Below are 23803 nucleotides of genomic sequence, written 5' to 3'. Positions count from 1 at the left end.
ATTACTTAAGGCGCAGGATCCGGTCCAGCGACAGTGGGCCTGCGCCATTGATCACGATGATCAGCAACAAGAACGTCCACAAAGTTCGTTGGTCCATAATCGACGGCGCTGCATCAAACAGACCGCCCAGCTTCACGCCATGGCCGGTGACGTCGACAAATGTTTGTACCCAGACAAACACGATCAACCCGAGGGCTGCCAATCGAGTGAACAAGCCCACCAGCAGTAGGGCGGGCAGAACAAATTCCGCAACGGTGCCAAAGAAGATGACGACACGCTGGAACAGGGTCATCTGCGTAACATCGTACAGCACCGCCTCGGCCGCTTTTGGAAAGATCTGGCCAAATGCACCGGCAGAAGGCGAAAAGATCGAACCGTCGATCTTTAGCATGGCCGAATTCCAGTAATAGATCAGCAAGACGGCGACAAACACCAGCCGTGCAAGCGTGGGGGTTAGCCAGCTGGACGTGTGGTCCACCTTTCCCAGAACGTTGTTGTGAAGTGAGATCAGGGCAGTCATATCTCCAGCCTTTCGATAGTCACAGAAGTTAGCGCACCGCCCTGCAAAAGCAGTGCCAAAGTGGTGCCAAGGTCAAATTCGGGTGTTTCTGCAGCGGTTTTTTCAAACGCGCCGCCAATAGTTTCGCCATTTTGAAGGCGTTCAATCCAAGCCGCTCCGCCTGATGGCAGGGCCTGCGGGATTGGGTCGTATTCGGGCCGCGTAATCAGAACATCCTGGGCCTGGGCCTCGGGTTTTGGCGCGTCTGCTTCGGTGTTGAGCCGCCAGATCGCGAAAATCGGCCAGTCCGAGCGAACAATCTGCATCGACGGTGCGAAGGTCAGCCGGGCTTGCATGACCGCCTCGGGCGACACGGCCAGTGCATCCTCTGGTGCGGCCTGACTGTCGGCGGCATGGTAAGAGTGCCGCAATGCCAGCTCTAACCGGGCGACGTCGGGCAGGTATCCCAGATGTGACAGCTGGGGCATGTCGGCCAGAAAATTCGGAAATTCTTCGCCGTAGAACATCATCAGGGGCGACGACGGCGGGTGCTGACGCAGGAAGATCCCTGAAAGGCCATCCATATTCTGCGTACCAAGCAACTTGGTGATGACAGGAAAGGCTTGATGCATCGCTTCGGTCAAAGATACAGCCACATTGTTGCGGTATACGCTAAAGCGGCGACCAGCAGGTTGTGCCATGGCGTCTGTCAGGCCATTTGGGACAGGGACCTGTGCGTCCAGTAAGGCCGCCTGAAATTCTGCCTGGGATACGCTCATGCCGGTATCCGCTCCAACGCTGTTTGAGCGCGCACAGCCTCGTCCCGTAGAACGGGCCAATCGGGGACATCCGTATCCCATTCGACCAAAACCGGTTTCGGGCCCGAGCGGTCAAGGACATAGTCCAGCAGTGCCCAGACCGGGTCCACAACTTCGCGCCCATGGCTGTCAATCAGCAGAGGGTGTCCTTGGTCGTCTTCATCTTCGTCATGCCCACCAAGGTGGATTTCGCCGACCTTTTCCAGTGGGTAGGCGTCGATATAGCCTTGCGGTGAGAAATCCAGATTAGTGGCCGACACAAATACGTTGTTTACGTCCAGCAACAGACCGCAGCCGGTGCGCCGCGCAATTTCTCGAAGGAAATCGGGCTCGGACCAGGTGCTTTCTTCAAAGGCCAGATAGCTTGAAGGGTTTTCAAGCAGCATCTGCCGCCCGACAGTTTCCTGCACCTGATCAATGTGGTGGCAGATGTTGGCCAAAGTTGCGTCCGTGTAGGGCAAGGGCAGAAGGTCGTTCAGAAAATGGCTGTCATGCGTGGACCATGCCAGATGTTCGGAAAAGCTGGCTGGGTTCAGCCAACCCACCAGATGCTTCAACCGGGCAAGATGATCGGCATCCAGCGGTCCTTCGCTGCCGATGGAAAGGCCAACACCGTGCACTGAAATTGGGAATTGCTCTGACAAATGGCGCAGTTGCGCCAAGGGCCGACCGCCATCACCCATGTAGTTTTCTGCGTGAATCTCAAGCCATTCGACTGGCTTGGACTGTTCAAGAATCTGAGCAAAGTGCTGCGGCTTGTATCCAACGCCCGGTGCTGCGGGCAGACGGTTTGACCTGAGTGCATTGTCCAGCATTTGTCAGTTCCTTGATCACAAATAAAGGGGCGGGCGATACGGCCCGCCCCCCAAACATGTCTGGCCGAAACTTATGCCGGCAGATCGCGGTCCAGTGCTTCCAGCGAACCCTTGCGCGCGGTGCCATTTGCTTCGGCAGGCAGTTCGATATCTGCGCAGGTGCCAGCATCAACCAAAGTCCATGCGTTGCCCTGATAATCAACGGTCGAGGTGCCGGCGCAGGTTGTGCCGGGGCCTGCTGCACAGTCGTTCTGACCGGCCAGCGAAACGCCATAGCATTTCTCTTTGGCTTGTGCAGATGCTGTGGTGGCGGCGCCCGAAACGGCTGCGGCGACGGCGCTTGCGATAACCAGGGTTTTTGCGGTGTTCGACATCTCGGTAATCCTCTTAATGACTGCGTATGTCTGCTTGTGACAGTGACAAAGGTAATGGCATGTACGGCACAGTTAAATTCACGAGCCCGTGTCTCACAAGCCCGTCAAAGAACGTCATGCGCTCTTGCAGGTTAACAAATTGTTTTTGAATTGAAAATTGTTAATTGTTTCAATCCGGCCCCTAAGCCGGGGCCGGATTTTTGGCGATTTGCTGCCGAATGTTACAACTGATCCGGCGGGGTTGCCGCCTGTGCCAGCTCTTTTGTTACAGCCTCAAGCGGTTGAACCTGCGTTTGTTTTTCACCAAGACGACGGACGCTGACGGTGCGCTCGTCGACTTCGCGGTGGCCGATGGCCAGTATGACCGGGACTTTGCCAACAGAATGTTCCCGGACTTTGTAGTTGATCTTTTCGTTGCGGATATCCGCTTCGGCGCGCACGCCTGCAGCTTGCAGTTGGGCAACGACCTCGTTCACGTAATCGTCTGCGTCAGACGTGATCGAAGTCACCACGACCTGACGTGGGGCCAGCCAGAAGGGCAGCTTACCCGCATGTTCTTCGATCATGATGCCGACGAAGCGTTCGAATGAGCCCAGGCAGGCCCGGTGCAACATATAAGGGCGCTGTCTGCTGCCATCTGCGGCGATGTAGGTCGCGCCCAGCCGTTCGGGCAAGTTCGGGTCAACCTGGAAGGTGCCGCACTGCCAGACCCGGCCAATGGCGTCGGTCAGGTAGAAGTCCAGTTTGGGCCCGTAGAACGCGCCATCCCCGGGTTCCAGTGTGAACTCTCGCCCGGTTGCCTTGATGGCAGATTCAAGTGCGCGCTCGACATGGTCCCAGCTCTCGTCGCTGCCAACGCGCTTTTCCGGACGAGTGGCGAATTTGATCTCGAACTTGTCAAAGCCCAAATCGGAATAGACATCCGCAAGGTAGTTGATGAACTTGGCGCATTCGTCCTGAATCTGATCTTCGGTGCAGAAGATATGCCCGTCATCCTGAGTGAATCCGCGGACGCGCATGATGCCATGCAACGCGCCAGAGGGTTCGTAGCGCGAGCATGATCCGAACTCGGCCAACCGCAGGGGCAGGTCGCGATAGGATTTAAGGCCCTGATTGAATATCTGCACATGACACGGACAGTTCATCGGCTTAAGTGCGTTGACGGCTTTTTCCTTGGCATGTTCCTCTTCGACTTCGACGATGAACATGTGCTCTTGATATTTGTCCCAGTGACCAGAGGCTTCCCACAGCTTGCGGTCCACGACCTGAGGCGTGTTGATCTCACGATAGCCACCCGCGCGTTGTTTGCGGCGCATGTAATCCTGCAACTCGGTATAGACGGTCCAGCCATTGGGGTGCCAGAACACCTGACCGGGGGCCTCTTCCTGCATGTGGAACAGGTCCATTTCCTTGCCCAGCTTGCGGTGATCACGCTTGGCGGCCTCTTCCAGCATATGCAGGTGGGCCTTAAGCTTTTCTTTGCCGGTAAAGGCCACACCATAGATACGCTGCAACATCGCGCGGTCGCTGTCGCCGCGCCAGTAGGCTCCGGCGATGGACATCAGCTTGAACGCATCACCCGGGACCTGACCGGTATGTTGCAGATGCGGGCCACGGCACAAATCCTGCCAGTCGCCATGCCAATACATGCGCAGCGGCTCGTCGCCTGGGATGGCTTCGATCAATTCGACCTTATAGGGCTCATCATTCTCCGTGTAGAACTGGATCGCGCGGTCGCGGTCCCAGACTTCGGTTCGCACAGCGTCGCGCTTGTTGATGATCTCTTTCATCTTCTTCTCGATGAGGCCTAGATCTTCCGGTGTAAACGGTTCGGCGCGATCAAAGTCATAGTACCAGCCGTTTTCGATAACCGGGCCGATGGTGACCTTGGTGTCGGGCCAGATTTCCTGCACGGCGCGGGCCATGATATGCGCAAGGTCATGGCGCACCAGCTCGTTCGCCTGCTCTTCGTCTTTCATGGTGTGAAGGGCGATCTGCGCATCAGACTCGATGGGCCATTGCAGGTCCCAGTGCTGGCCATTTACCGTGGCCGAGATGGCCTTTTTGGCCAGCGAGGTTGAGATATCGGCAGCGACCTGCGCTGGCGTGACACCTGCGTCATAGGATCGGGAATTGCCATCGGGAAAAGTAAGGGAGACTGACTGTGAGTCCAGGGCCATATCGGCTCTCCTCGTCGGTTTGGCGCCCACTGAACGCCCGGTTGCGGGTATATGTGTCCGGGCTATTTGCCGCCCGATGGGCATGATGTCAACTGGTAAGGGGGGTCGGTCAGAAAACGTCACTCAATTCGTGATCGCGTGGCGTTTTCCAAAAATTGTCAGGCTGCCGCAAAAACGGCGTAGCCCATGATCAGGCAGCAGACCCAGCCAACCGTGAACAACATCGGCCGGATGGGCATCCGGGCGATTCCGGTAATCATGCCGGCCGCGTGCAGGACGCGAATCCAGAAAAACAGGATCGCGGTCCAGTAGGTCAGCGTGGAAAACCCGTCCAATGCGTTGACGATCAACACCAAAACAGCGAACGGCATGGCCTGTTCCAGCAGGTTCAGCTGGGCCCGATGTGCTCGCTGCACCCAAGGGCGCAGGTTCGAGATCTGCGCAGGCCGGGCAAAAGCCTCTTCTTCCGAGGGGTCCGAAGAAATGCCAACGACGTAGGGTATCCACATCGAGACCGCCAATAACATGAGACAGGTGAGAACACCCAATTCAGTGGGAAAATCGGTCATCACACAGCCTCCTTCAGGGCCGAGCCCGTTTCCAACCAGGTTTTGAGAGAGGCAGCCAGTCGCGCCCAGCCTTCGGCAAAACCTTCCTGCCCTTCGGCAAGATTATAGTGCTCGATGGTCAGTTTGCAGACGTCGCCTTGTGGTTCGATCAGATAGACCATTTGCGAAGACGGAGCGTCCGGGCCCATGAACATCGGCTCAAACCCCATTTCAATCCGGGATTTCGGATCCAGCTTTTGGGTCACCTGCCGCAGCATTTCATTTCCGTCCGGCGTGATGAAATGCACGGTTTCACCGGGTGAAACCTGGCCTCGTACTTCGTTGCACAAAAAGTGGTAGGCAGCCATTTGTTCTGGCGTGGTCAGAGCGTCCCAAAGGGCATCCTGCGTGCAGCGAATAAAAGTCTGCATCGTGAAATCCGGTTTTCCCATTCGTGTCTCCATTTCCAATTTGAGTTTCAGTGCGCTGACCGCACGGGCCTGAGGTTGAAGGAAAGGTGCAACCCAGCGATCCACCATCTCCTGCAGGGGCAGGGGGTTGAGGTAATGATGCTTGAACCGGCCCTGCCTGCGGGTCAGGACAAGACCTGCTTCTTCCAGCAGTTTAAGGTGCTTCATGACGCCAAAACGGGTCATGTCGAAATGCTCTTCGAGCTGGGACAGGGATTGTCCGTCCTTCTGTCGCAACCGATCAAGGATTTCGCGGCGCGCCGGGTCATTGAGGGCTTTGAATAAAATGTCCATGAAGGCCTTATACGTGATTCTATAGTCACGTGACAATATGGTCACCTAAAAATTGTTGAATTCCGGTTTCCACTCGTCTGTCGGGCGGGCTAGGCTGGCAAAAATCAACAACAAAGGCCGGAATGATGAGCCGATTTCTGACAACCGATCAAGGGCGACAGATTGCCTATGACATCACCGAGGGGCAGGGGCCGACAATCGTTTTCCTCTCCGGGCTCAAATCCGACAAGGAAGGTACAAAAGCCGTACATCTTGAGGCTTGGGCGAAGGCGCGCGGTCGGGCTTATTTGCGGTTTGACTATTCGGGTCACGGCAAAAGTTCAGGTGAATTTACGGATGGCTGTATCGGCGATTGGCATCAGGACACCGTCGCTGCAATTTCTTCCCTGACACAAGGCCCGCTGATCGTGGTTGGGTCTTCCATGGGCGGGTGGCAGGCATTGTTGCTGGCGCGCACCATGCCCGACAGGATCGCGGGCATGGTCACAATCGCTGCCGCGCCGGATTTCACCGAAGATGGGTATTGGGCGTCTTTCAACGACAAACAAAAGGCCGCGTTGGAGGCGGTCGGTCATGTGGAACTGCCGTCGGACTACATGGAACCTTACGTCATCACCAAACGGATGATCGAGGACGGGCGACAGAACCTTGTCCTGCGATCCCCGCTCAGCCTGCCATTTCCGGTTCGCATGCTGCAGGGCACAGCAGATACGGCCGTGTCCACGGAAACCGCTGTGCGCCTTTTGGATCACGCGAGAGGTCCGGACATGCGGCTGTTATTGATGAAAGACGCGGACCACCGCTTCTCGGACGTACCGTGCTTGGGGCTGATTGAAGACGCGATACTGGACGTTATAGGAGAACGCGGATGCAGCGTGTAGGTTGGTTTCTGGGGCGCTTTCTGCCGGCGCTGATTGTTGTCGGTGGGCTGGTTTATTGGTTTGGCCCGCGAGAAGAGGTGAACCTTCGCCCGAATTTTGACGCGGGTAGGTTTGGCGAAGGTGTTCAGGTCTATTTCGAAAGCTCGGAATCCGGCTATGACGATATCGTGCCGGGCGTCGAAAAGCGGGTTATCTGGCAGGATGGGTTCAAGGAACAGCGTACGCCATACTCCGTTCTGTATATTCACGGGTTTTCAGCAAGTTCGGAAGAAATCCGCCCGGTTCCGGACATGGTCGCCGACGCGCTGGGTGCCAATCTGATCTACACTCGCCTACAAGGCCACGGGCGCAATGGCGACGCGATGGGGCAGGCGACGGCCTCGGGCTGGATGCGGGACACAGCGGAAGGTCTGGCCGCAGCACGGGCCGTAGGCGAGAAAGTCATCGTCATGTCGACCTCGACTGGCGGTACATTGGCGGCGGCTGCCGCCCTTGACCCAGACCTGAGCAAGGATGTTGTCGCGATGGTCTTTGTTTCCCCCAATTTCGGGGTCAATACGCCAGGGTCATGGATACCGGGCTTGCCATGGGCCAGAAGCTGGTTACCGATCGTTATGGGGCAAACGCGGGATGTGTCCGGGCCCAACCCCGAGAAAAACAAATATTGGTCGTCTGTTTATCCCTGGATCTCCGTCGTTCCCATGACTGCTTTGGTACAGACCGTCTACGCGCTTGATTTCTCAGGCGCTTCGGTTCCGGCGCTGTTCTGGTTTTCGGACGATGATCAGGTCGTGCGGCCTAAGCGCACGCATCAGATCGCCGAAAACTGGGGCGCCCCCGCGACGGTCGAACTGGTGACAATGGGGCCGGAGGATGACCCGCATTCGCATGTGATAGCGGGTCGGCTAATGTCACCTAGCCAGACGGATATCGTTGTTGCCGGTGTTTTGGACTGGCTTCAAAGGTTGGGTGTTGGGCCGTCTCAGTAACGGGCCTCAACAATATCGAAACTCGCACAAAGAATAGGGAGACCAAGCCATGGAACAACGTGTCAGCCTTGTTACTGTCGGCGTAGAAGACCCCGAAACCGCTGCTCAATTCTATGAAGCACTGGGCTGGAAACGGGTTGATAGCCCGGACGGGGTCATCGCCTATGACCTGATCGGTCAGACCTTGGGGCTGTACCCGATTTCGGCCTTGGCAGATGAGATCGGTGTTGAGGTCGAAACCCTGGGGCAAGGTGCATTGACGCTCAGCTACAACTGTCGATCCAAAGAAGACGTTGCACAGATGTTGACCCGCGCACAGGCAGCTGGGGCGGAGGTTCTGAAACCGGCTTCTGACGTGTTTTGGGGCGGGCATCACGGGTATTTTCGGGCTCCGTGCGGCACGATCTGGGAGGTGGCATACAACCCATTCTCGGCTCTGGGACCGGGCGGCGCGTTTCGCTGGAACGGGTATTGAGCATGCGCAAGCCGGGCAGCATGTGGAGCCTTGAGACCTTAGGTCGTGTGCGGCTGTCCCGGCACTTCTTCATGCGCGATTTCCTGTATTCCGAGATCGGAAGCTTTCATCAGAAACAGAACATCCCGGACAACCCAGATCTGGCCATCGCAACAGGCCGTGCCTTTTGCGAGACCCTTCTTGATCCGCTTGAGGAAACATTTGGCCGGGTTGCAGTGCGCTCGGGCTATCGCTCTCCTTCGTTGAACCAGTTTGGCAATGAGAACAAGTTGAACTGTGCCCGCAACGACAACCCGCTGGAATGCCACATATGGGACCGTGGCGAGAGGGACGCACGGATTGCAGGCGCGTCTGTAGTGATCCCGTGGTTTGCCGACCAATATGCAGATGGGCGGGATTGGCGGGATCTGGCGTGGTGGATGCACGACCATCTGAACTATTCCGAGATTTGGTTCTTTCCCAAGCTTTGCGCGTTTAATCTGGTTTGGCGACCCAATCCGATCCGCAGGATCGATAGTTACATCGCACCCCGCGGCAGTTTGTTGCGGCCAGGCGCAGATCCGGATGAAGACCTGCCAACCAGGCAAGCGCGTTATGGTGATTTTCCGGCCTTGCGAGCCATCGCTTATCCGTGAAGTTTCCCTTGCCCGCCCGTGGCAAAACTTTCATCCTTGGGGGAAACGAATGGACCCGGAAAACCGAGCTGATGGAGGCCCCGCGTGATCGAGCCGTTGGTGTTTTTGCCTGGTTTAATGTGTGATGCGCGACTGTTTCGGACCCAGATCGATGTGATGTCGCGCGACCGCGCTGTGACGGTGGCGCCGACATCTTCGGGTGAGCGTATCGAAGAAATCGCCTCTGGCTTACTGGATCAATTACCGCATCGGTTTGCATTGGCCGGGTTAAGCATGGGCGGAGTTGTGGCGCTGGAGCTTATCCGCCGCGCGCCCGAGCGTGTGTCTCGTTTGTGTCTTATGGCGACGGACGCGCAGGCCGATACGCCGCAAATCGCCGCCGGGCGCGAGGATCTGATCGTCGCCGCACAGGCCGGTCGACTTGAGGAGGTTATGCGGCGCGTTGTGGGGTCAGATGCACTGGCGCCGGGTCCGCAAAGGATCCCGATCCTGAACAGCCTTCTTTCAATGGCGATGGATCTGGGGCCGGAATTGTTCGTTCGCCAGATGCGTGCCTTGCAACGGCGTCCGGATCAGCAGGGAACCCTGCGACGGATCAAAGTTCCCACGCTGTTACTATGCGGTTCGCATGATACGCTGACACCGGTTCGCAAGCATACGTTTATGGCTGACCTGATTCCGGGTGCTGTCTTACAAACCATAGAGAATGCTGGGCATCTGCCGACGCTTGAAACACCGAATATTGTGATCGACGCATTGCGAATCTGGCTGAGTGTTCCCTACCAGCCGGACTATGGATAAAGCGCGTCGCGTTCGCATTTGCTGATGACGGCGGGCGTTACAATTGGGTCACCTGTCTCGGTATTGAAGAACGGTGTGCTTTTCCAGCCCCCGGTCAACCGTGATTTGGCGGCGCGCTTGAAAAGCTTGAAGATGGCTGACCCGATCTTTTCGTGCTTTTGTGTTCCATCCGGCTGGGGCACCGAGCCACGCGATGTCACCGGGCCAAGCGCCGCTGGGTCTGCGATGCGATCGACAATCACGCCGACAAAAGGAAATTTCGGCGTTTTGAAGGTGTTTGCCACCGGTGCGTTGCAGCATGTTACGTACCAGCGGTACATCCCCTTGGGGCTAAGCTGCATTGCAGCAAGATTTTCGGTGCCTTGATGGAATTCGATCGCTTCGGGCGAAATCTGCAAGATCTCCACGGGGCCCGGAGCTGGGTCGGGTTGGTCAAAATACAGCTGAGCAGCGCGACAATCGGAACAAAAGCATTCAGCATGTGTGCCCGATTTTATCCCGTCTGGCTTGATGTGGCCTTGCACGGAACCACAGCTGCAGGCAAAGGCGAGACCGGATTTTTCGCTTTTGCCCATCGGTCTTAGGCCACCTTGTTGCTGTTCGCTGCGCGCCGACGCGGTTTGCGGCTGTTCTGGTTCATGAAATCAATCACCAGGGGTCGAATGTTGTCACGCCAACTGCGTCCGGCAAAAATGCCATAGTGGCCTGCACCGGGTTCCACATGGCTGGCTTTTTTGCTGTCCGGCAGGCCGGTGCAAAGATCCAGCGCGGCAATACACTGGCCGGGTGCCGAGATGTCGTCATTCGCGCCTTCGACGGACTTCACGGCGACATTGGTGATCTTTCCGATATCCACTTTGTGTCCGGCGACGACAAATTCGTTGCGGGCGATCTCGCGGTTTTTGAAGACACGTTCGACCGTCGACAGATAGAATTCAGCCGTCATATCCATCACAGCCAGGTATTCATCATAGAACCGGTTGTGCGCGTCCTGATCCGATGCTTCGTCCCGCGCAACCCGCTGAATCTGATCTGTGAATGCCTTGGAATGGCGATCAGAATTCATTGACATGAATGATGCCAGTTGCAGCAGGCCAGGATACACCATACGTCCGACGCCTTTGTACTTGAAACCGACCCGCTGGATCATGGTTTCTTCTAACTGCCCCATGGTGACGCGCCGACCAAAGTCAGTCACATCGGTCGGCGTTGCATCCGGGTCAACAGGGCCACCGATCAGGGTCAGCGTGCTGGGTTGTGCTTTGGGCTCAACCTCGGCCAGGTATGCCGTCGCCGCCAATGTCAGAGGCGCCGGCTGGCAAACGGCGACAACATGCGTGTCTGGTCCAAGCTCTTTCATAAAATCTACAAGATATAGGGTATAATCCTCGACATCGAACTTACCGGCAGACACGGGAATATCGCGCGCATTATGCCAATCGGTGATGTAGACTTCACAATTGACCAGCAGGCTCTTAACTGTCGAGCGCAGCAGCGTGGAGTAGTGCCCGGACATGGGCGCAACCAACAGCACCTTGCGGGCTTGTTCTTTGCGGCCGTTGACCCGGAAATGAACCAGATCGCCGAACGGACGCTCCAACACTGTGGTAACTTCGACCAGGTGGTCTTTGCCATCTTCACAGGTAAAGGTTCGGATGCCCCAATCGGGTTTCACGACCATGCGCTGAAACGTGCGCTCGGTCACTTCGCCCCAAGCGGCCATCAAGCTGAACGCGGGATTCGGAACCATAGAAAACAATGGATAAGACGCCATCGCGCTGGCTGTTGCACCAAGCCACTGGTTGGTATTGCGCGTGGCTTCCATCATGTCGTAGGTCATCATGTAACGCATCGAACGGATCTCCGGAGTGTGAGCCTAAGAGTTCGGACCATTCGCCGCTTTGCCCCCCGGCACCCACGACGTTATTCTGCATAGCAGCGAGGTTAGGGGGGAATCGTTAAAATGACAACAAGTGAAGACCAAATGCCCGAAGCAACCGACGAACACATTGAACGCCTTAAAGAAAATATGGAAAAGGTCGAGAAACTCTCCAAACGTCTGATCGATGTTATGGCGGGAAAAAAGACCCATACCCCTGCGCTCGACGGCCCGAATCAAGAGCTTTTCGCACGAGCAGCAACGGCCTATTGGGCCGAGGCTTGGCAAAATCCCGCCAAGCTGTTGGAACAGCAGATAGAATTTTGGGGAAAATCGGTTCTGAACTTCGCTGAGGCGCAGCAAGCCCTGACGACCGGTGATGTCGAAGACGAGGACGCTAAGCCTGCCGACAAACGATTCGCTAACCCCTTGTGGGAATCCAACCCGTATTTCCGCCTGGTTCGCCAACAATACCAGACCAATGCCGAGGCGATCGCCCAGGCTGTGGCGTCGGTGGATGATTTGGATTCAAAAGACCGTCGGCGCCTGAGGTATTTCTCGCAGCAGATCATCGACATGATGTCGCCAACGAATTTCCTGCCGACAAATCCGGACGCACTTCAAAAAGCGGTCGAGACTGACGGGCAATCCCTTCTTCAAGGGTTGGAGAATCTGATCTCGGACCTGGAAGCCAATGATGGCGAGTTGGTTGTCAAACTTGCTGATGAAAGTGCCTTTGAAGTCGGCGGAAACCTGGCCACTACGCCGGGGGATGTGGTCTATCGCAACCGGATGATGGAGCTGATTCAGTACAAGCCCGCAACAGAAACGGTATTCGAAACGCCCATCGTTTTGTTCCCGCCCTGGATCAACAAGTTCTACATTCTGGATCTGAAATCCCAGAGCAGCCTGATCAAATGGATCACGGAACAGGGCTACACTCTGTTTGTTGTCAGCTGGGTTAATCCGGACGAAAGTTATGCAGAAACCGGGATGGAAGACTACATTCAGGACGGTTTTCTGGCGGCGATTGATGAGGTCAAGAAGATCTGCAAAGTCAAGCAGGTCAATGCTATCGGTTATTGCATCGCGGGCACCACACTCAGCCTGACCTTATCGTTGTTGAAACAACGCGGTGACAAATCGGTCAAATCTGCAACCTTGTTCACTGCCCTGACCGACTTTTCAGAGCAGGGTGAGTTCACACCTTTCCTGCAAAATGACTTCATCGACGGCATCGAGGAAGAGGTGAACAGGGAAGGCGTATTACGGTCCTGGATCATGGGGCGCACAATGTCATTTCTGCGTTCGCGCGATCTGGTCTATGGGCCCGCAATCCGCAGCTACATGATGGGGGAAACACCTCCTGCGTTTGATTTGTTATTCTGGAATGGCGATGGGGCTAATCTACCGGCCAAGATGTCAGTCGATTATTTGCGCGGTCTGTGCCAACGCAACGAATTCGTATCGGACGGCATCGAATTGATGGGTCACAAACTGCATGTCAGAGATGTGGATGTACCGTTGATGGCCATCACATGTGAGACGGATCACATCGCCGCCTGGAAGGATTGCTACCGGGGGGTGCAGCAAATGGGGTCGCGATCGAAGACCTTTGTGGTTTCGGAATCGGGTCATATCGCCGGCATCGTTAACCCACCGAGCAAGAAGAAATACGGCCACTACACCAACACAGACATGACAACGGATTCGGACAGCTGGATGAAGCAGGCCGATTTCCACAAAGGGTCCTGGTGGCCGATGTGGGATGCCTGGTTGAAGAAGCGATCCGGCAAGCAAGTTCCGGCCCGCGACACAGGTGATTCGAACCACCCTCGGCTGGCTCCGGCACCCGGCACTTATGTTGTCGCCAATCCAAACGCCTGATTTCATTTTGAAACATCTTTTTTCTGCAGTGCAGCAAGAAAAAACTTGCAATGCTGCAATGCAGCAATCATATTGTTTTCAAGCTGAGGAAAACCGGGGTGGGCCCGGCGCAGCAAAAAGGATTAGTACGATGGCAAAGACTCAAGACTTTAGCGCGATCATGAAAGACATGATGGGCGCGTTCCCTGTGGACACCTCCGCAATGGAAGACGCATTCAAATCGACCGCTTCTCTGAACGAAAAGCTGTCGGGTGTTGCTCTGGAAGCTGCTGAGAAATCGGCTGAGATCTCCAGCAAGTGGACCAAGGAAACCCTGGCAAAGATGACTGAAATGTCGAAAGCCAAGGCAGACCCTGCGGATTACGCAAAGGCAGCGACCGATTTCGCAAGCGCGTCGGCTGAAGTTGCAGCTGAAAACCTGGCTGCTTTCGCTGAAATCGCGAAAAAAGTTCAGACCGAAACTGTTGAGCTGCTGATGGCGGCAGGCAAAGACGTTGCAGAAGATGCAACCGCTGCTGTTAAAAAAGCCACCAACGATGTGACAGCCGCTGCCAAGAAAGCAACTGCTGCCAAGTAAGAACGTCCGCGAGACGCACCCATTCCTCCCATTTGGTGTTATCGCGCTGGGCAGGTCGATTGACCTGCCCTTTCTTTTTGTGCTGCACTCGCATAACCTGTGCTGCAACGCATCATCCTTGGGGAGGGTAAACGGTGTCGGATCAAGAAAAACCACTGCTGATCAAGCGCTACGCGAGCCGTCGGCTGTATAACACCGAGACCAGCGACTACGTCACGCTCGAAGACATTGCGGGTTTCATACGTAATGGCCGGGAAGTACAGATCATCGATCTGAAAACCGGCGACGACCTGACGCGTCAATACCTGCTTCAGATCATCGCAGAGCACGAGAGTCGTGGCGAGAACGTGCTGCCGGTCAATGTTCTGAACGATCTTGTGCGCAGCTACATGGTGCCAGGCGGGGGCGTGATGCCGCAGTTCCTACAAAGCTCTTTCGAGATGTTGCGCGAAAGCCAAAGCAAGATGATGGAGAACATGAGCGCAATGAACCCGATGTCGCAGATGCCGGGTTTCGACGCATTGCAGGCGCAGCAACAAGCTTTCTTAAAGGCGATGACAGGGGGCCTGTCCGGTAAGTGGTCCGGGCCCGATAAGGAAGAAGAACAACCGAAATCCAAGGAAGATCTCGATGAGATCAAACAGCAGCTGGCTGAACTTCAGCAGAAGCTGTCAAAACTGAATTGATTTTGGATCAATAAACGAAAAGGCCCGCATAGTGCGGGCCTTTTCGTTTCTTACCTTCAGGTTCCATAAACAGGGACCGGGCCTGTCACTTCACCAACCGACGCCAACAGGATATCGGCAATTATGTCCAGCTCATCTCGGGTCAGGCGCACTGGCAGGCGCACGTCGCAGGCTTTCATCAACATGTCGCGGGTTTGGGGCAGGTCGAATTCCTCAGGCAGGAACTGCCAGTTCCAGAATGCCCGCGCATTGTCCTCACTCAGTCCAAAAACCTGAACCTTGACGCCGCGCGCCTCGGACGCTGCAGCAAAGGCGCGGATGTCACTGTCATCCATTCCGACCAGATTGAACTGGATCGAATCTGGTGCACGACGTTCGGGTGCCAACGGGGCAGGGACGTCGATATGGGGCGATGTGTTCAGGCGCGTCGCCACGTAGTCGTGGTTTTCCAAACCGTCATGTACCCGTCGCGCCAGTTCCGGGATCTGAGGGCGGATCACAGCCGCGCTGAGGTTGCTCATCCGCAGATTATAAAGCGGCAACTGGTTCTGCCACCTGGCAAAGGCCTGTTCCAATTCAGGTGTATTGTCGCCATGCGGGCCTTTGTGTTTTTTCCAGTTGTGCTCATACGCGCCAGACATGATCACGGCCCGCGCCACCAGATCAGCATCGTCGGTGATCAGGATGCCACCTTCGCCCGCATTGATCATCTTGTAGGACTGGAATGAAAAGCACCCGATTTTGCCGATGGTGCCGATATTGCGCCCATGCCATGTGGTGCCCAACGAGTGGGCTGCGTCCTCGATCACCGGAATGTCGTGCGCATCACACAGCTCCATGATGGCGTCCATATCCGAGGTATGGCCGCGCATGTGGCTGATGATCACCGCCTGAACACCCTCAAGCTTGGCTGCAAAATCGGCCATGTTGATGCGATAGTTTTCGCCCACTTCGCACAGAACGGGGATGCAGTCAGCGTGCACAATCGAAGAGGGAACCGCAGCGAAGGTAAAGCCCGGGATCAGAACCCGCGCGTCACGTGGCAGATCCAATGTCTTCAGCGACAGGAACAGCGCGGCCGAGCAGGAAGACACCGCCAGCGCATATTTCGTTCCCAGCAGTTCGGCGAATTCTGCTTCGAGCAGGGCAACTGGCGCGTCCTGCGGTGCGGTATAGCGGAACAGGTCCCCCGATTGCAGCAGGACATCAATGGCGTCCCGCGCAGCTGCGGGGATGGGTTCGGCGTCATGGACGTTGGGTGGCAGCGTCATATTTGGTTTTCCCGAATTCTAACTTTCGTTTATTTAAATTGAATGACCTGCCAATGCCAAGACCCCTTTCGCCGCTTCGGCGAAATTTCACCAAACTGTCGCAATGAAAGGAGGGTCAGATTCCCAATCGGTCCCGCAACGCGTACCAGGTCATCGCCAGCACCAGAAGCGGGCTGCGCAGGGCGGAGCCCCCGGGGAAGGGCAAAGCAGGCACGCGAGACATAGTGTCGAACCCTTCGGCTTGACCCTGTACCGCCAGCGCCATCAATTGACCGGCATGGGTGGCCGTGCCGACACCGTGGCCGGAATAGCCTGACGCGGACATAATGTTCGGTGCAATCCGCGTCAGATAGGGCATCCGCCGCATCGTGATGCCCAAGGTTCCGCCCCAGGCGTATTCGATCTTAACATTTTGAAGATGAGGGAAAATCTGCGCCATCGGTTTGCGAACTGTGGCGGTGATATCTGACGGAAACTGATACCCATAGCTTTCACCTCCGCCAAACAGCAGGCGACCATCGGCGCTGAGGCGAAAGTAGTTCACGACAAACTTTGTATCGGCAATCGCCACGTCCCGGGTCAGAACCCGTGCGGTGTCCGCGCCCAGTGGCTCGGTTGCGGCAATGAAATTGTTGATCGGCATAACGCGAGAGGCCACCTGCCGGTTCAGATCGCCCAGATATCCATTGCAGGCCAGAATGACATGATCGGCTGTAACCCGCCCCTGCGCGGTCTGAACGCAAACGCGCGGGTCTTGTTCGATGTTCAACACCTCGGTGCTTTCGTGAATGCAAGCGCCTGCCTTTGCAGCAGCAGTGGCGAGACCCAAAGCGTAGTTGAGCGGGTGCAGATGAGCCGCCCCCATATCCAAAAAGCCGCCCTTATAAGTCGGAGAGGGGCACAGCGCGTGCCCGGCCTCAGCATCCAGAACCTCGATCTGATCATAGCCGTATTTGCCCGAAAGATGCGCAGCATGGTCGTGCAATTCGTGCCGTTCAGAGCTGCTTAGCGCCATCTCGGCCACCCCGGGCTTCAGATCGCAGTCGATCTGGTGCTTCAAGATCAGCGATTTGACCAAATCCTTGGCGTCTTCGGCCAGATCCCAAAGCTTGGCGGCATCTTCGTCGCCGACCAGGCGCTCCAGATCTTCTTGCGCCATCCGCTGCGCGCTGCCCAATTGACCGCCATTGCGGCCTGACGCGCCAAAGCCCACGCGATGCGCCTCAAGCAGCACCACGTGAAACCCGGCGCCAGCTAGATGCAGAGCCGCTGAAAGACCGGTGTATCCACCGCCAACAATGCAGACATCCGCCTTGGTATCGCTTTCCAACTCAGGAAAACGGTCCATCGGATGCGCAGTTGATGCATACCAGCTTGGCGGATACTCGGCCTTGCGGTCGTTGGAATAGAGCAGGTTCATTGCGTCGCCTCAGACGTTCATAAGAAGATGCTCGCGCTCCCACGGAGAGATGACTTGCAAGAACTCTTCGTATTCTGCCCGTTTCACGATGCCATAAACACGTGCGAATTCTGGGCCAAGAACGTCGTGCAAGGCGGTGGCCTCATCAAACAGATCAAGCGCATTGCCCATCACCTGCGGAATGTCCCCTTCGCCTTCATAGGCATCGCCATGGAACTGGCGGCGGGGGCGTTCCTGCTGGGTCAGGCCCAGATAGCCGCAGGCAAGCGACAGCGCGATACCCAGATACGGGTTGCAATCCATCCCGGCGATGCGGTTTTCAACCCGTCGTGCCTCGGGGCCTGACAGTGGAATACGGATTCCCGTGGTGCGGTTGTCGCGCGCCCATTCCAGATTGATTGGGGCCGCGTGATCTTTGACGTATCTGCGATAGGAATTCACATAGGGTGCCATTACCGCCAGACCGGCGGGCAGGTGGTTCTGCAGTCCGGCAATAAAGTGGTAAAACGCGTCTGTCTCACCCCCCTGAGGGCCGGAGAAGATGTTCTGACCGTTTTCCATATCGATGATCGAGTGATGGATGTGCATGGCCGAGCCAGGCTCATCCTCGATCGGTTTTGCCATGAAGGTGGCAAAGCAATTGTGGCGCAGGGCCGCTTCGCGGATCAGGCGTTTGAAGAAAAACACCTCATCGGCCAACTTGACCGGATCACCGTGGCGCAGGTTGATCTCTAACTGACCGGCGCCGCCTTCCTGCGTGATGCCATCAATCTCGAACCCCTGATGTTCTGCAAAGTCATAGATGTCGTCGATCACCGGACCGAACTCGTCCACGGCCGTCATCGAATAGGCCTGTCGCGCCGCTGCGGGACGCCCTGATCGGCCCATCATCGGTTTGATCCCCTGTGCCGGATCGACGTTTGGGGCGACCAGAAAGAACTCCATCTCGGGCGCGACAATCGGGTCCCATCCTCGATCGTGATAAAGTTGCACAACGCGTTTCAACACGTTGCGCGGGCTGAAAGGAACCGGCTCACCCTCTCGGTCATAGGCGTCATGAATGACCTGCAACGTCCAATCACCAGTCCAAGGAGCGGCGGTGGCTGTCGAGAAATCCGGTTTCAGGATCATATCCCGCTCGATAAACCCGTCTTCGCCTGCGGCTTCGCCCCAGTCGCCGGTGATCGTCTGATAAAAAATACTGTCGGGCAGGTAAAAGTAGGATTGCCGCGCAAATTTGGACGCGGGCACCGCCTTGCCGCGCGCAATGCCCGGCAAATCAGAAATGATACACTCGACCTCGTCCAGCCGGCGGCCTTCGAGGTAATGCTTCGCCGCCTGAGGCAGTTCGTTTGTCCAATCGGCCATCAGGCCCTCGCTTTCTTTAGGAAATCCGCCATGTATCGTGCGATTTCAGCATTGTCGTCCGGGGCGGTTTGTCGGTTTGCGGCGTCCTGCATCAGGTTGTCCGGGACAACACCTTTGCCGCGTGTGCGCATCAGACCTTCGACGAATTCGTCGGAAAATTCAGGATGTGCCTGCACAGTCCATATCTGGTCGCCGTAGGACAACATTGCGTACTGGCAAAACTCGTTTTGCCCCTGAACCTGCGCACCTTCGGGCAAGACAGTCACCTGATCCTGGTGCCAGGCGTTCAAACACACGTTTTTGCCACCTAGATCATAGTCCGTGCGCCCAACAGCCCATCCGCCGGAAAACTTTTCGACAGCGCCCCCAAGGGCCTGCGCAATGATCTGGTGGCCAAAGCACACACCAATCAGAGGTTTGCCACTATCGTGAATGTCATGAACCAGGTCTTCAAGTTTGGGGATCCACGGCAAATCTTCATAGGCCCCGTGGCGCGAGCCCGTGATTAGCCAGCCATCCGCATCCTGCGCGCCTGTTGGAAAGATCCCGTCTACGACGGCAAAGGTCTCGAACGCAAACCCGTTTCCGTCCAACAGGGCCGGAAACAGGGAATCGTAGTCCCCGAACTCACTCTTCAATACGTCAGGGGTATGGCCGGTTTGTAGAATACCGATTTTCATGGGTCACCGAATTTGATCAAATTAAATCTAGCGGACTCGGAAGCGCTGGGCAAGAGGGGTCAAACCGCCTCGAGGTAACTCAGCCAGTGCTGGTCTTCGGGGCGGTCTGCGAAGCGCGCAATTTCCTGGCGTTTTGTCATCGCCATGTATCGGATCAGATCGGTTGGAAAAATGCGTGCGACCATCTGGTCAGTTTCGAAGGCGTCAACTGCAGATACCCAGTCGGACGCCAATTGCGGCAGGTCTGCGATTTCGTATGCGTTTCCCGAAATCGGGTCCGGCGGTTGCAGACCGTCTTCGATCCCGACCAGGGCAGCGCCCAATACGGCTGTCAGCATCAAGTAGGGGTTAATGTCACCCCCGGCCACGCGGTGTTCAACGCGTCGCGATTCCGGCGCACCGCCCGGAATGCGAAGGGCGGCGGTACGGTTTTCATAGGCCCAGCTTGCGCCGGTCGGGGCGTGCGCGCCGGGCACCAGACGGGTGTAGGAATTGCCGTGTGGTGCAAAGATCAACGTGCTGCCGGGCATGGCGTGAAGGCATCCGGCGACAGCCGAGCGCAAGATGTCAGTCCCCTCTGGACCGCCATTGTTGAACACATTGCGACCTTGGCTGTCGATGACAGAGAAATGAACGTGCATGCCGTTGCCTGCGTCGCCTGCATAAGGCTTGGACATAAAGGTGGCTGCAAAACCGTGTTTTCTGGCTAAACCGCGCGTCAACACTTTGAAAAGCCATGTATCATCTGCGCAACGCATGGCGTCCTGGTGGTTCAGGTTGATTTCAAACTGGCCAATTCCACTTTCGGAAATCGCGGTTTGCGCAGGAATGCCCATAGCCGCGCAACCATCATATAGGTCGGTGAAGAAAGCCTCGAACGCATCCATTTCGACAACCGACAAAACGGCTTCCTCCGACAGACGACGGCCGGTAATTGGGTTGATCGGAGGTTGCGGGTGCGGGCCAGATGCGTCGATCAGTGTGAACTCCAGCTCCGTCGCTGCAACAATTGACCAATCGCGCTCAGCATACCGCGACAACACAGCAGAAAGCGCATGGCGGGGGTCACCTGCAAACGGCGTGCCATCGTCATCGTAAAGGCACATCGGTACCAAAGCCGTTTCAGAGTTGAGCCAGGGCATTGGCACAGGGCCGCGCCCTGTCGGCAGCAAAATCCCGTCGGCGTCACCAGTTTCAAACACCAATGGGCTGCCCGCAATGTCGGCCCCCCACAAATCCACATTCAGGGCGGAAAACGGCATGCGAACCGCCCCTTTGTCCAGCTTGCTGGCATATTCAGGCGGCACGCGTTTGCCGCGCATCTGTCCGTTCAGATCACAGGCGGTGACGCGAATATTATTCAGGGCGCTCAGGTCCATTGGGGCCTCCGTTCCTCTCATTACCCGAGATGTACTGGAGGTGTTCCAACTTGTCACGAAATTTGATCAAATTATTTCTGATCGGAAAATAGAGACTCCCCGCGCCAGTCCACGAGGGGACCGGCGCGGGGATATATAGGTCAGAAGAAGTTGACCCCATTTTCGACCATCGGCAATTCCGCGACGTGGACACCTGACAGCGCGCTGATCGCGTTTGCCAGGGCAGGGGCCGACGGCGGCGTGCCGGGTTCGCCTACGCCTGTCGGAGCCTCTGCTGACGGTACGATATGCACATCAATTGCGGCGATGTCCCCGATCCGCAGCGGTTCATAGTCGGGGAAGTTGAACTGATCCACAGCGCCATTTGTCAGCGTAATCTGATCGCGCATCACATGACCGATGCCATAGCCGATCCCGCCTTCCATCTGGGCACGCACCACATCGGGGTTCACTGCAATGCCGCAGTCAACGGCACAGGTGACCTTTTCGATCCGAACACCGTTTTCAGGGTCGCCCGATACTTCGACAACCTGAGCGGCGTAAGACCCGAAGGACTTATGCACCGCGATGCCCTGCGTCCGACCAGCTGGCGCTTTGCCCCATCCGGCTTTCTCAGCGACCAGTTTCAGCACGCCCGCCTTTCGTTTCTGGTCGGCATCGGCATCATCCGCCAGGTGCGCCAGTCGGAATTCGACAGGATCCCGCCCTGCGGCTTGCGCCGCGAGATCCATCATCGTTTCCATCGTGTAGGCTGTGTGAGTATGGCCGACCGAGCGCCACCACAAAACTGATGTTGCCTTTGGCGTGTCGGTCAAACCCAAGGCCATGCCTGGGATATTGTAGGGGCTGTCCGCGATACCCTCGATCGAGCTGTGATCGACACCGTCATGAACCGCGAAGGATTCAAATGCTGTGCCTTTCATGATCGATTGTCCAGCTACCTGATGATGCCACCCAACGATGTTGCCGTCAGCATCCAGCCCAACGCGGACCTTGTGGCCAAACGCAGGGCGGTAGTATCCGCTGCGCATGTCGTCTTCCCGCGTCCAGACCAACTTGACCGGGCGTGTCCGGTCGGTGACCACAAAAGCCAGACCCGCCTCAACCTGATAATCCGCATCCGGCGTGGCACGTCGTCCGAAGGATCCACCTGCCAGCATCGTGTTGATCTGGATCTTTTCGGCTGGCAGTTCAAAGATTTGCTGGTAGGCCATATGCGGACCTGTGGGCATCTGGCTGCCATCATGCAGAACAATGTTGCCTTCGGCGGTTTGCTCGATGGTGCAGTTCAGCGGCTCCATTGCTGCATGGGCCAGCAAGGGGAAATAAAAGGTTTTTTCCACCACCTTGTCTGCGCCACCAATCGCCGCAGCAATTGCCGCCGCATCGGCGTTGTTCACATTGTAGGTTGGTTCGGCGTCCAGGGCCGCAATGATCTCGGCCTTGATCTGATCCGAGTCGCGCGTTTCCGCTGCGGACATGTCCCATTCGACCTCCAACGCATCACGCGCCTGAATCGCGGCCCATGTGTTTTCAGCATACACCGCAACGCCGGCCTGGTTCGGCAGGACCGCCGCATTGAAATAGCCTTTCACTTCTTTCGACCCGCTGTCATCAAAGCTGACGGCAAGCCCGCCTTTCGATTCAGGACGCTTGATCATGGCGATCATCTGGTTGGGCAGATGGACGTCCATCGCATACATCGCTTGCCCGTTCCCTTTGATGGCCGAATCCTTGCGTCGCACGGCCTCGTTGCCGATCAAGCGGAATTCTGATGGATCTTTCAGGAGTGGTTCAACTGGGGCTTCCAGCTGAGAGGCTGCAGCAACGAATTTGCTGATCGGGGCAGATTTGTCGCCAGCTTTGACGATACCTTCTTCGATCGTAACGGTGGACGCGTCCACACCCCAGCTTTGTGCGGCGGCGGTGACCAGCATTTCGCGGGCGGCGGCACCAGCTTGGCGGTATTGCATCCACGAGTTCGCCATTGCGGTTGATCCGCCGGTGCCCTGAAACGGACCAAACAGGAGATTGTTGTAGATCTGCGGGTTGGACGGGGCGAATTCGTATTCGATCTGGTCCATGCGCAGACCGATTTCTTCTGCGATCAACGTTGGCAGGCCGGTCGCAGGACCTTGGCCCTTTTCAAAATGCTTGACGATGGCGGTGACTGTGCCATCCGCGTCAATTTTCACGAACGGGTTGAACTGCGCGGATTCCGTTGTAGCTGCCGCCAGCGCGCCATCGGTGCGTGCGCCGACCAGCAAGACGGCACCAGCAGCTGCGGCGCTTTTCAAAAATCCACGGCGGGAGGTGTTGATGGTCATGGATCAGGCCTCCAGAATGTCAGATGCGCGTTGAATGCCGGCGCGGATGCGTTGATAGGTGGCGCATCTGCAGGCATTACCATGCATGTATGCGTCGATTTCATCGGCGGATGGTTTTGGGTTCTCGGACAGCAACCCAACGGCCGACATCACCTGACCCGACTGGCAATAGCCGCACTGAACCACATCCAGCTCTACCCAGGCCTGCTGAACTGCAGCACCGATCTTGTCATCGCCGATGGCTTCGATTGTGGTGATTTCGGCATCTTCAACGTCTTCGATGTAGGTCTGGCACGAGCGTGTCGGCTCGCCGTTCACATGCACGGTGCAGGCGCCGCATGAGGCGACGCCGCAGCCGAATTTGGTTCCGGTCAGCTTAAGTTCATCCCGGATCACCCACAACAAGGGCGTGCCGGGTTCGGCATCGACCGTGTGGGTTTCGCCGTTCAATTTCAAAGTCAAAGCCATAGGGGGACTCTCCTGTTCGCGCTGGTTTCCTGAATCGGTAAACTGGCGGGTTTACAAGTCGCACAGATCTTCAAGGGTGTAA

At 56.6% G+C, this 23803-nt stretch carries 24 protein-coding genes; 8 read left to right on the top strand and 16 right to left on the bottom strand.

Translation table 11 applies throughout. The features are described from left to right. Nucleotide 1: 1 nt before the first annotated feature. The 7 genes from D9K61_RS10580 to D9K61_RS10550 all read right to left on the bottom strand — a co-directional run bounded on the left by D9K61_RS10580 (nucleotide 2) and on the right by D9K61_RS10550 (nucleotide 5998). Entirely contained in the window at nucleotides 2-520 is a 519-nt protein-coding gene (locus D9K61_RS10580) for a DoxX family protein (RefSeq protein WP_120633219.1), read from the bottom strand. Beyond that, complete coding sequence (locus tag D9K61_RS10575) at nucleotides 517-1278, bottom strand: putative DNA-binding domain-containing protein (RefSeq protein ID WP_120633218.1); 762 nt, start codon at nucleotides 1276-1278, stop codon at nucleotides 517-519. Before D9K61_RS10575 ends, D9K61_RS10580 begins: the two co-directional genes overlap by 4 nt. Then, nucleotides 1275-2132 carry a DUF692 family multinuclear iron-containing protein gene (locus D9K61_RS10570; RefSeq protein WP_120633217.1) on the bottom strand — a complete coding sequence of 286 codons (858 nt, stop codon included), beginning with the start codon at nucleotides 2130-2132 and terminating at the stop codon, nucleotides 1275-1277. Before D9K61_RS10570 ends, D9K61_RS10575 begins: the two co-directional genes overlap by 4 nt. A 71-nt stretch (nucleotides 2133-2203) precedes the next feature. After that, a complete protein-coding gene (locus D9K61_RS10565) occupies nucleotides 2204-2506 on the bottom strand; it encodes a DUF2282 domain-containing protein (protein WP_120633216.1) in 303 nt (100 codons plus the stop codon). Nucleotides 2507-2727: 221 nt separating this feature from the next. Further along, nucleotides 2728-4686 carry a threonine--tRNA ligase gene (thrS, locus tag D9K61_RS10560; protein ID WP_120633215.1) on the bottom strand — a complete coding sequence of 653 codons (1959 nt, stop codon included), beginning with the start codon at nucleotides 4684-4686 and terminating at the stop codon, nucleotides 2728-2730. 158 nt (nucleotides 4687-4844) lie between these two features. Next, the gene (locus tag D9K61_RS10555) at nucleotides 4845-5255 is read right to left on the bottom strand and encodes an MAPEG family protein (protein ID WP_162946837.1); all 411 of its coding nucleotides are present in this window, start codon (nucleotides 5253-5255) and stop codon (nucleotides 4845-4847) included. Then, the gene (locus D9K61_RS10550; RefSeq protein ID WP_120633213.1) at nucleotides 5255-5998 is read right to left on the bottom strand and encodes a metalloregulator ArsR/SmtB family transcription factor; all 744 of its coding nucleotides are present in this window, start codon (nucleotides 5996-5998) and stop codon (nucleotides 5255-5257) included. Before D9K61_RS10550 ends, D9K61_RS10555 begins: the two co-directional genes overlap by 1 nt. A 125-nt stretch (nucleotides 5999-6123) precedes the next feature. On the opposite strand from D9K61_RS10550, the gene D9K61_RS10545 reads away from it, so the two are divergent. The 5 genes from D9K61_RS10545 to D9K61_RS10525 all read left to right on the top strand — a co-directional run bounded on the left by D9K61_RS10545 (nucleotide 6124) and on the right by D9K61_RS10525 (nucleotide 9779). Beyond that, entirely contained in the window at nucleotides 6124-6879 is a 756-nt protein-coding gene (locus D9K61_RS10545; protein ID WP_120633251.1) for an alpha/beta fold hydrolase, read from the top strand. After that, a complete protein-coding gene (locus D9K61_RS10540) occupies nucleotides 6867-7868 on the top strand; it encodes a carboxylesterase (RefSeq protein WP_120633212.1) in 1002 nt (333 codons plus the stop codon). The genes D9K61_RS10545 and D9K61_RS10540 overlap by 13 nt, the downstream gene beginning before the upstream one ends. A 49-nt stretch (nucleotides 7869-7917) precedes the next feature. Then, the gene (locus D9K61_RS10535; protein ID WP_120633211.1) at nucleotides 7918-8343 is read left to right on the top strand and encodes a VOC family protein; all 426 of its coding nucleotides are present in this window, start codon (nucleotides 7918-7920) and stop codon (nucleotides 8341-8343) included. A gap of 20 nt (nucleotides 8344-8363) precedes the next feature. After that, nucleotides 8364-8978 carry a hypothetical protein gene (locus D9K61_RS10530; RefSeq protein ID WP_120633250.1) on the top strand — a complete coding sequence of 205 codons (615 nt, stop codon included), beginning with the start codon at nucleotides 8364-8366 and terminating at the stop codon, nucleotides 8976-8978. 84 nt (nucleotides 8979-9062) lie between these two features. Continuing rightward, the gene (locus D9K61_RS10525; protein ID WP_120633210.1) at nucleotides 9063-9779 is read left to right on the top strand and encodes an alpha/beta fold hydrolase; all 717 of its coding nucleotides are present in this window, start codon (nucleotides 9063-9065) and stop codon (nucleotides 9777-9779) included. Here D9K61_RS10525 and D9K61_RS10520 read toward each other — a convergent pair. Beyond that, a complete protein-coding gene (locus tag D9K61_RS10520) occupies nucleotides 9770-10354 on the bottom strand; it encodes a DUF6151 family protein (RefSeq protein WP_120633209.1) in 585 nt (194 codons plus the stop codon). The genes D9K61_RS10525 and D9K61_RS10520 overlap by 10 nt on opposite strands. 5 nt (nucleotides 10355-10359) lie before the next feature. Beyond that, nucleotides 10360-11631 carry a polyhydroxyalkanoate depolymerase gene (phaZ, locus tag D9K61_RS10515; protein ID WP_120633208.1) on the bottom strand — a complete coding sequence of 424 codons (1272 nt, stop codon included), beginning with the start codon at nucleotides 11629-11631 and terminating at the stop codon, nucleotides 10360-10362. Nucleotides 11632-11742: 111 nt separating this feature from the next. Between phaZ and D9K61_RS10510 the strand changes: the two genes are divergently transcribed. From D9K61_RS10510 to phaR, 3 genes are all read left to right on the top strand, one after another. Further along, entirely contained in the window at nucleotides 11743-13545 is a 1803-nt protein-coding gene (locus D9K61_RS10510) for an alpha/beta hydrolase (RefSeq protein WP_120633207.1), read from the top strand. 130 nt (nucleotides 13546-13675) lie between these two features. Next, the gene (locus D9K61_RS10505; protein WP_120633249.1) at nucleotides 13676-14122 is read left to right on the top strand and encodes a phasin family protein; all 447 of its coding nucleotides are present in this window, start codon (nucleotides 13676-13678) and stop codon (nucleotides 14120-14122) included. Nucleotides 14123-14256: 134 nt separating this feature from the next. Next, on the top strand, nucleotides 14257-14808 hold the full coding sequence (gene phaR / locus D9K61_RS10500; protein WP_120633206.1) for a polyhydroxyalkanoate synthesis repressor PhaR: 552 nt from the start codon (nucleotides 14257-14259) through the stop codon (nucleotides 14806-14808). Nucleotides 14809-14864: 56 nt separating this feature from the next. Here phaR and D9K61_RS10495 read toward each other — a convergent pair whose 3' ends face one another. From D9K61_RS10495 to D9K61_RS10465, 7 genes are all read right to left on the bottom strand, one after another. Next, nucleotides 14865-16079, bottom strand: coding sequence for a DegT/DnrJ/EryC1/StrS aminotransferase family protein (locus D9K61_RS10495; RefSeq protein ID WP_120633205.1), 1215 nt, complete (start codon nucleotides 16077-16079; stop codon nucleotides 14865-14867). Between the two features lie 115 nt (nucleotides 16080-16194). Then, nucleotides 16195-17499, bottom strand: a complete 1305-nt coding sequence (locus D9K61_RS10490; RefSeq protein ID WP_120633204.1) for an FAD-binding oxidoreductase — start codon at nucleotides 17497-17499, stop codon at nucleotides 16195-16197. Nucleotides 17500-17508: 9 nt separating this feature from the next. Beyond that, a complete protein-coding gene (locus D9K61_RS10485; protein ID WP_120633203.1) occupies nucleotides 17509-18867 on the bottom strand; it encodes a glutamine synthetase family protein in 1359 nt (452 codons plus the stop codon). Next, nucleotides 18867-19547: a type 1 glutamine amidotransferase gene (locus D9K61_RS10480; RefSeq protein ID WP_120633202.1), complete on the bottom strand. Its 681-nt coding sequence runs from the start codon at nucleotides 19545-19547 to the stop codon at nucleotides 18867-18869. The genes D9K61_RS10485 and D9K61_RS10480 overlap by 1 nt, the downstream gene beginning before the upstream one ends. Before the next feature lie 59 nt (nucleotides 19548-19606). Next, the gene (locus tag D9K61_RS10475) at nucleotides 19607-20926 is read right to left on the bottom strand and encodes a glutamine synthetase family protein (RefSeq protein WP_120633201.1); all 1320 of its coding nucleotides are present in this window, start codon (nucleotides 20924-20926) and stop codon (nucleotides 19607-19609) included. 140 nt (nucleotides 20927-21066) lie between these two features. Further along, on the bottom strand, nucleotides 21067-23253 hold the full coding sequence (locus tag D9K61_RS10470; RefSeq protein ID WP_120633200.1) for a xanthine dehydrogenase family protein molybdopterin-binding subunit: 2187 nt from the start codon (nucleotides 23251-23253) through the stop codon (nucleotides 21067-21069). 3 nt (nucleotides 23254-23256) lie between these two features. Beyond that, nucleotides 23257-23721 carry a (2Fe-2S)-binding protein gene (locus D9K61_RS10465; protein WP_120633199.1) on the bottom strand — a complete coding sequence of 155 codons (465 nt, stop codon included), beginning with the start codon at nucleotides 23719-23721 and terminating at the stop codon, nucleotides 23257-23259. Nucleotides 23722-23803: the final 82 nt, after the last annotated feature.

This window comes from Ruegeria sp. EL01 (assembly GCF_900313035.1).
GTDB lineage: Bacteria > Pseudomonadota > Alphaproteobacteria > Rhodobacterales > Rhodobacteraceae > Ruegeria.
Note: the sequence above shows the minus strand (reverse complement) of the source record. Positions and strands in the feature narration are given on the sequence as shown.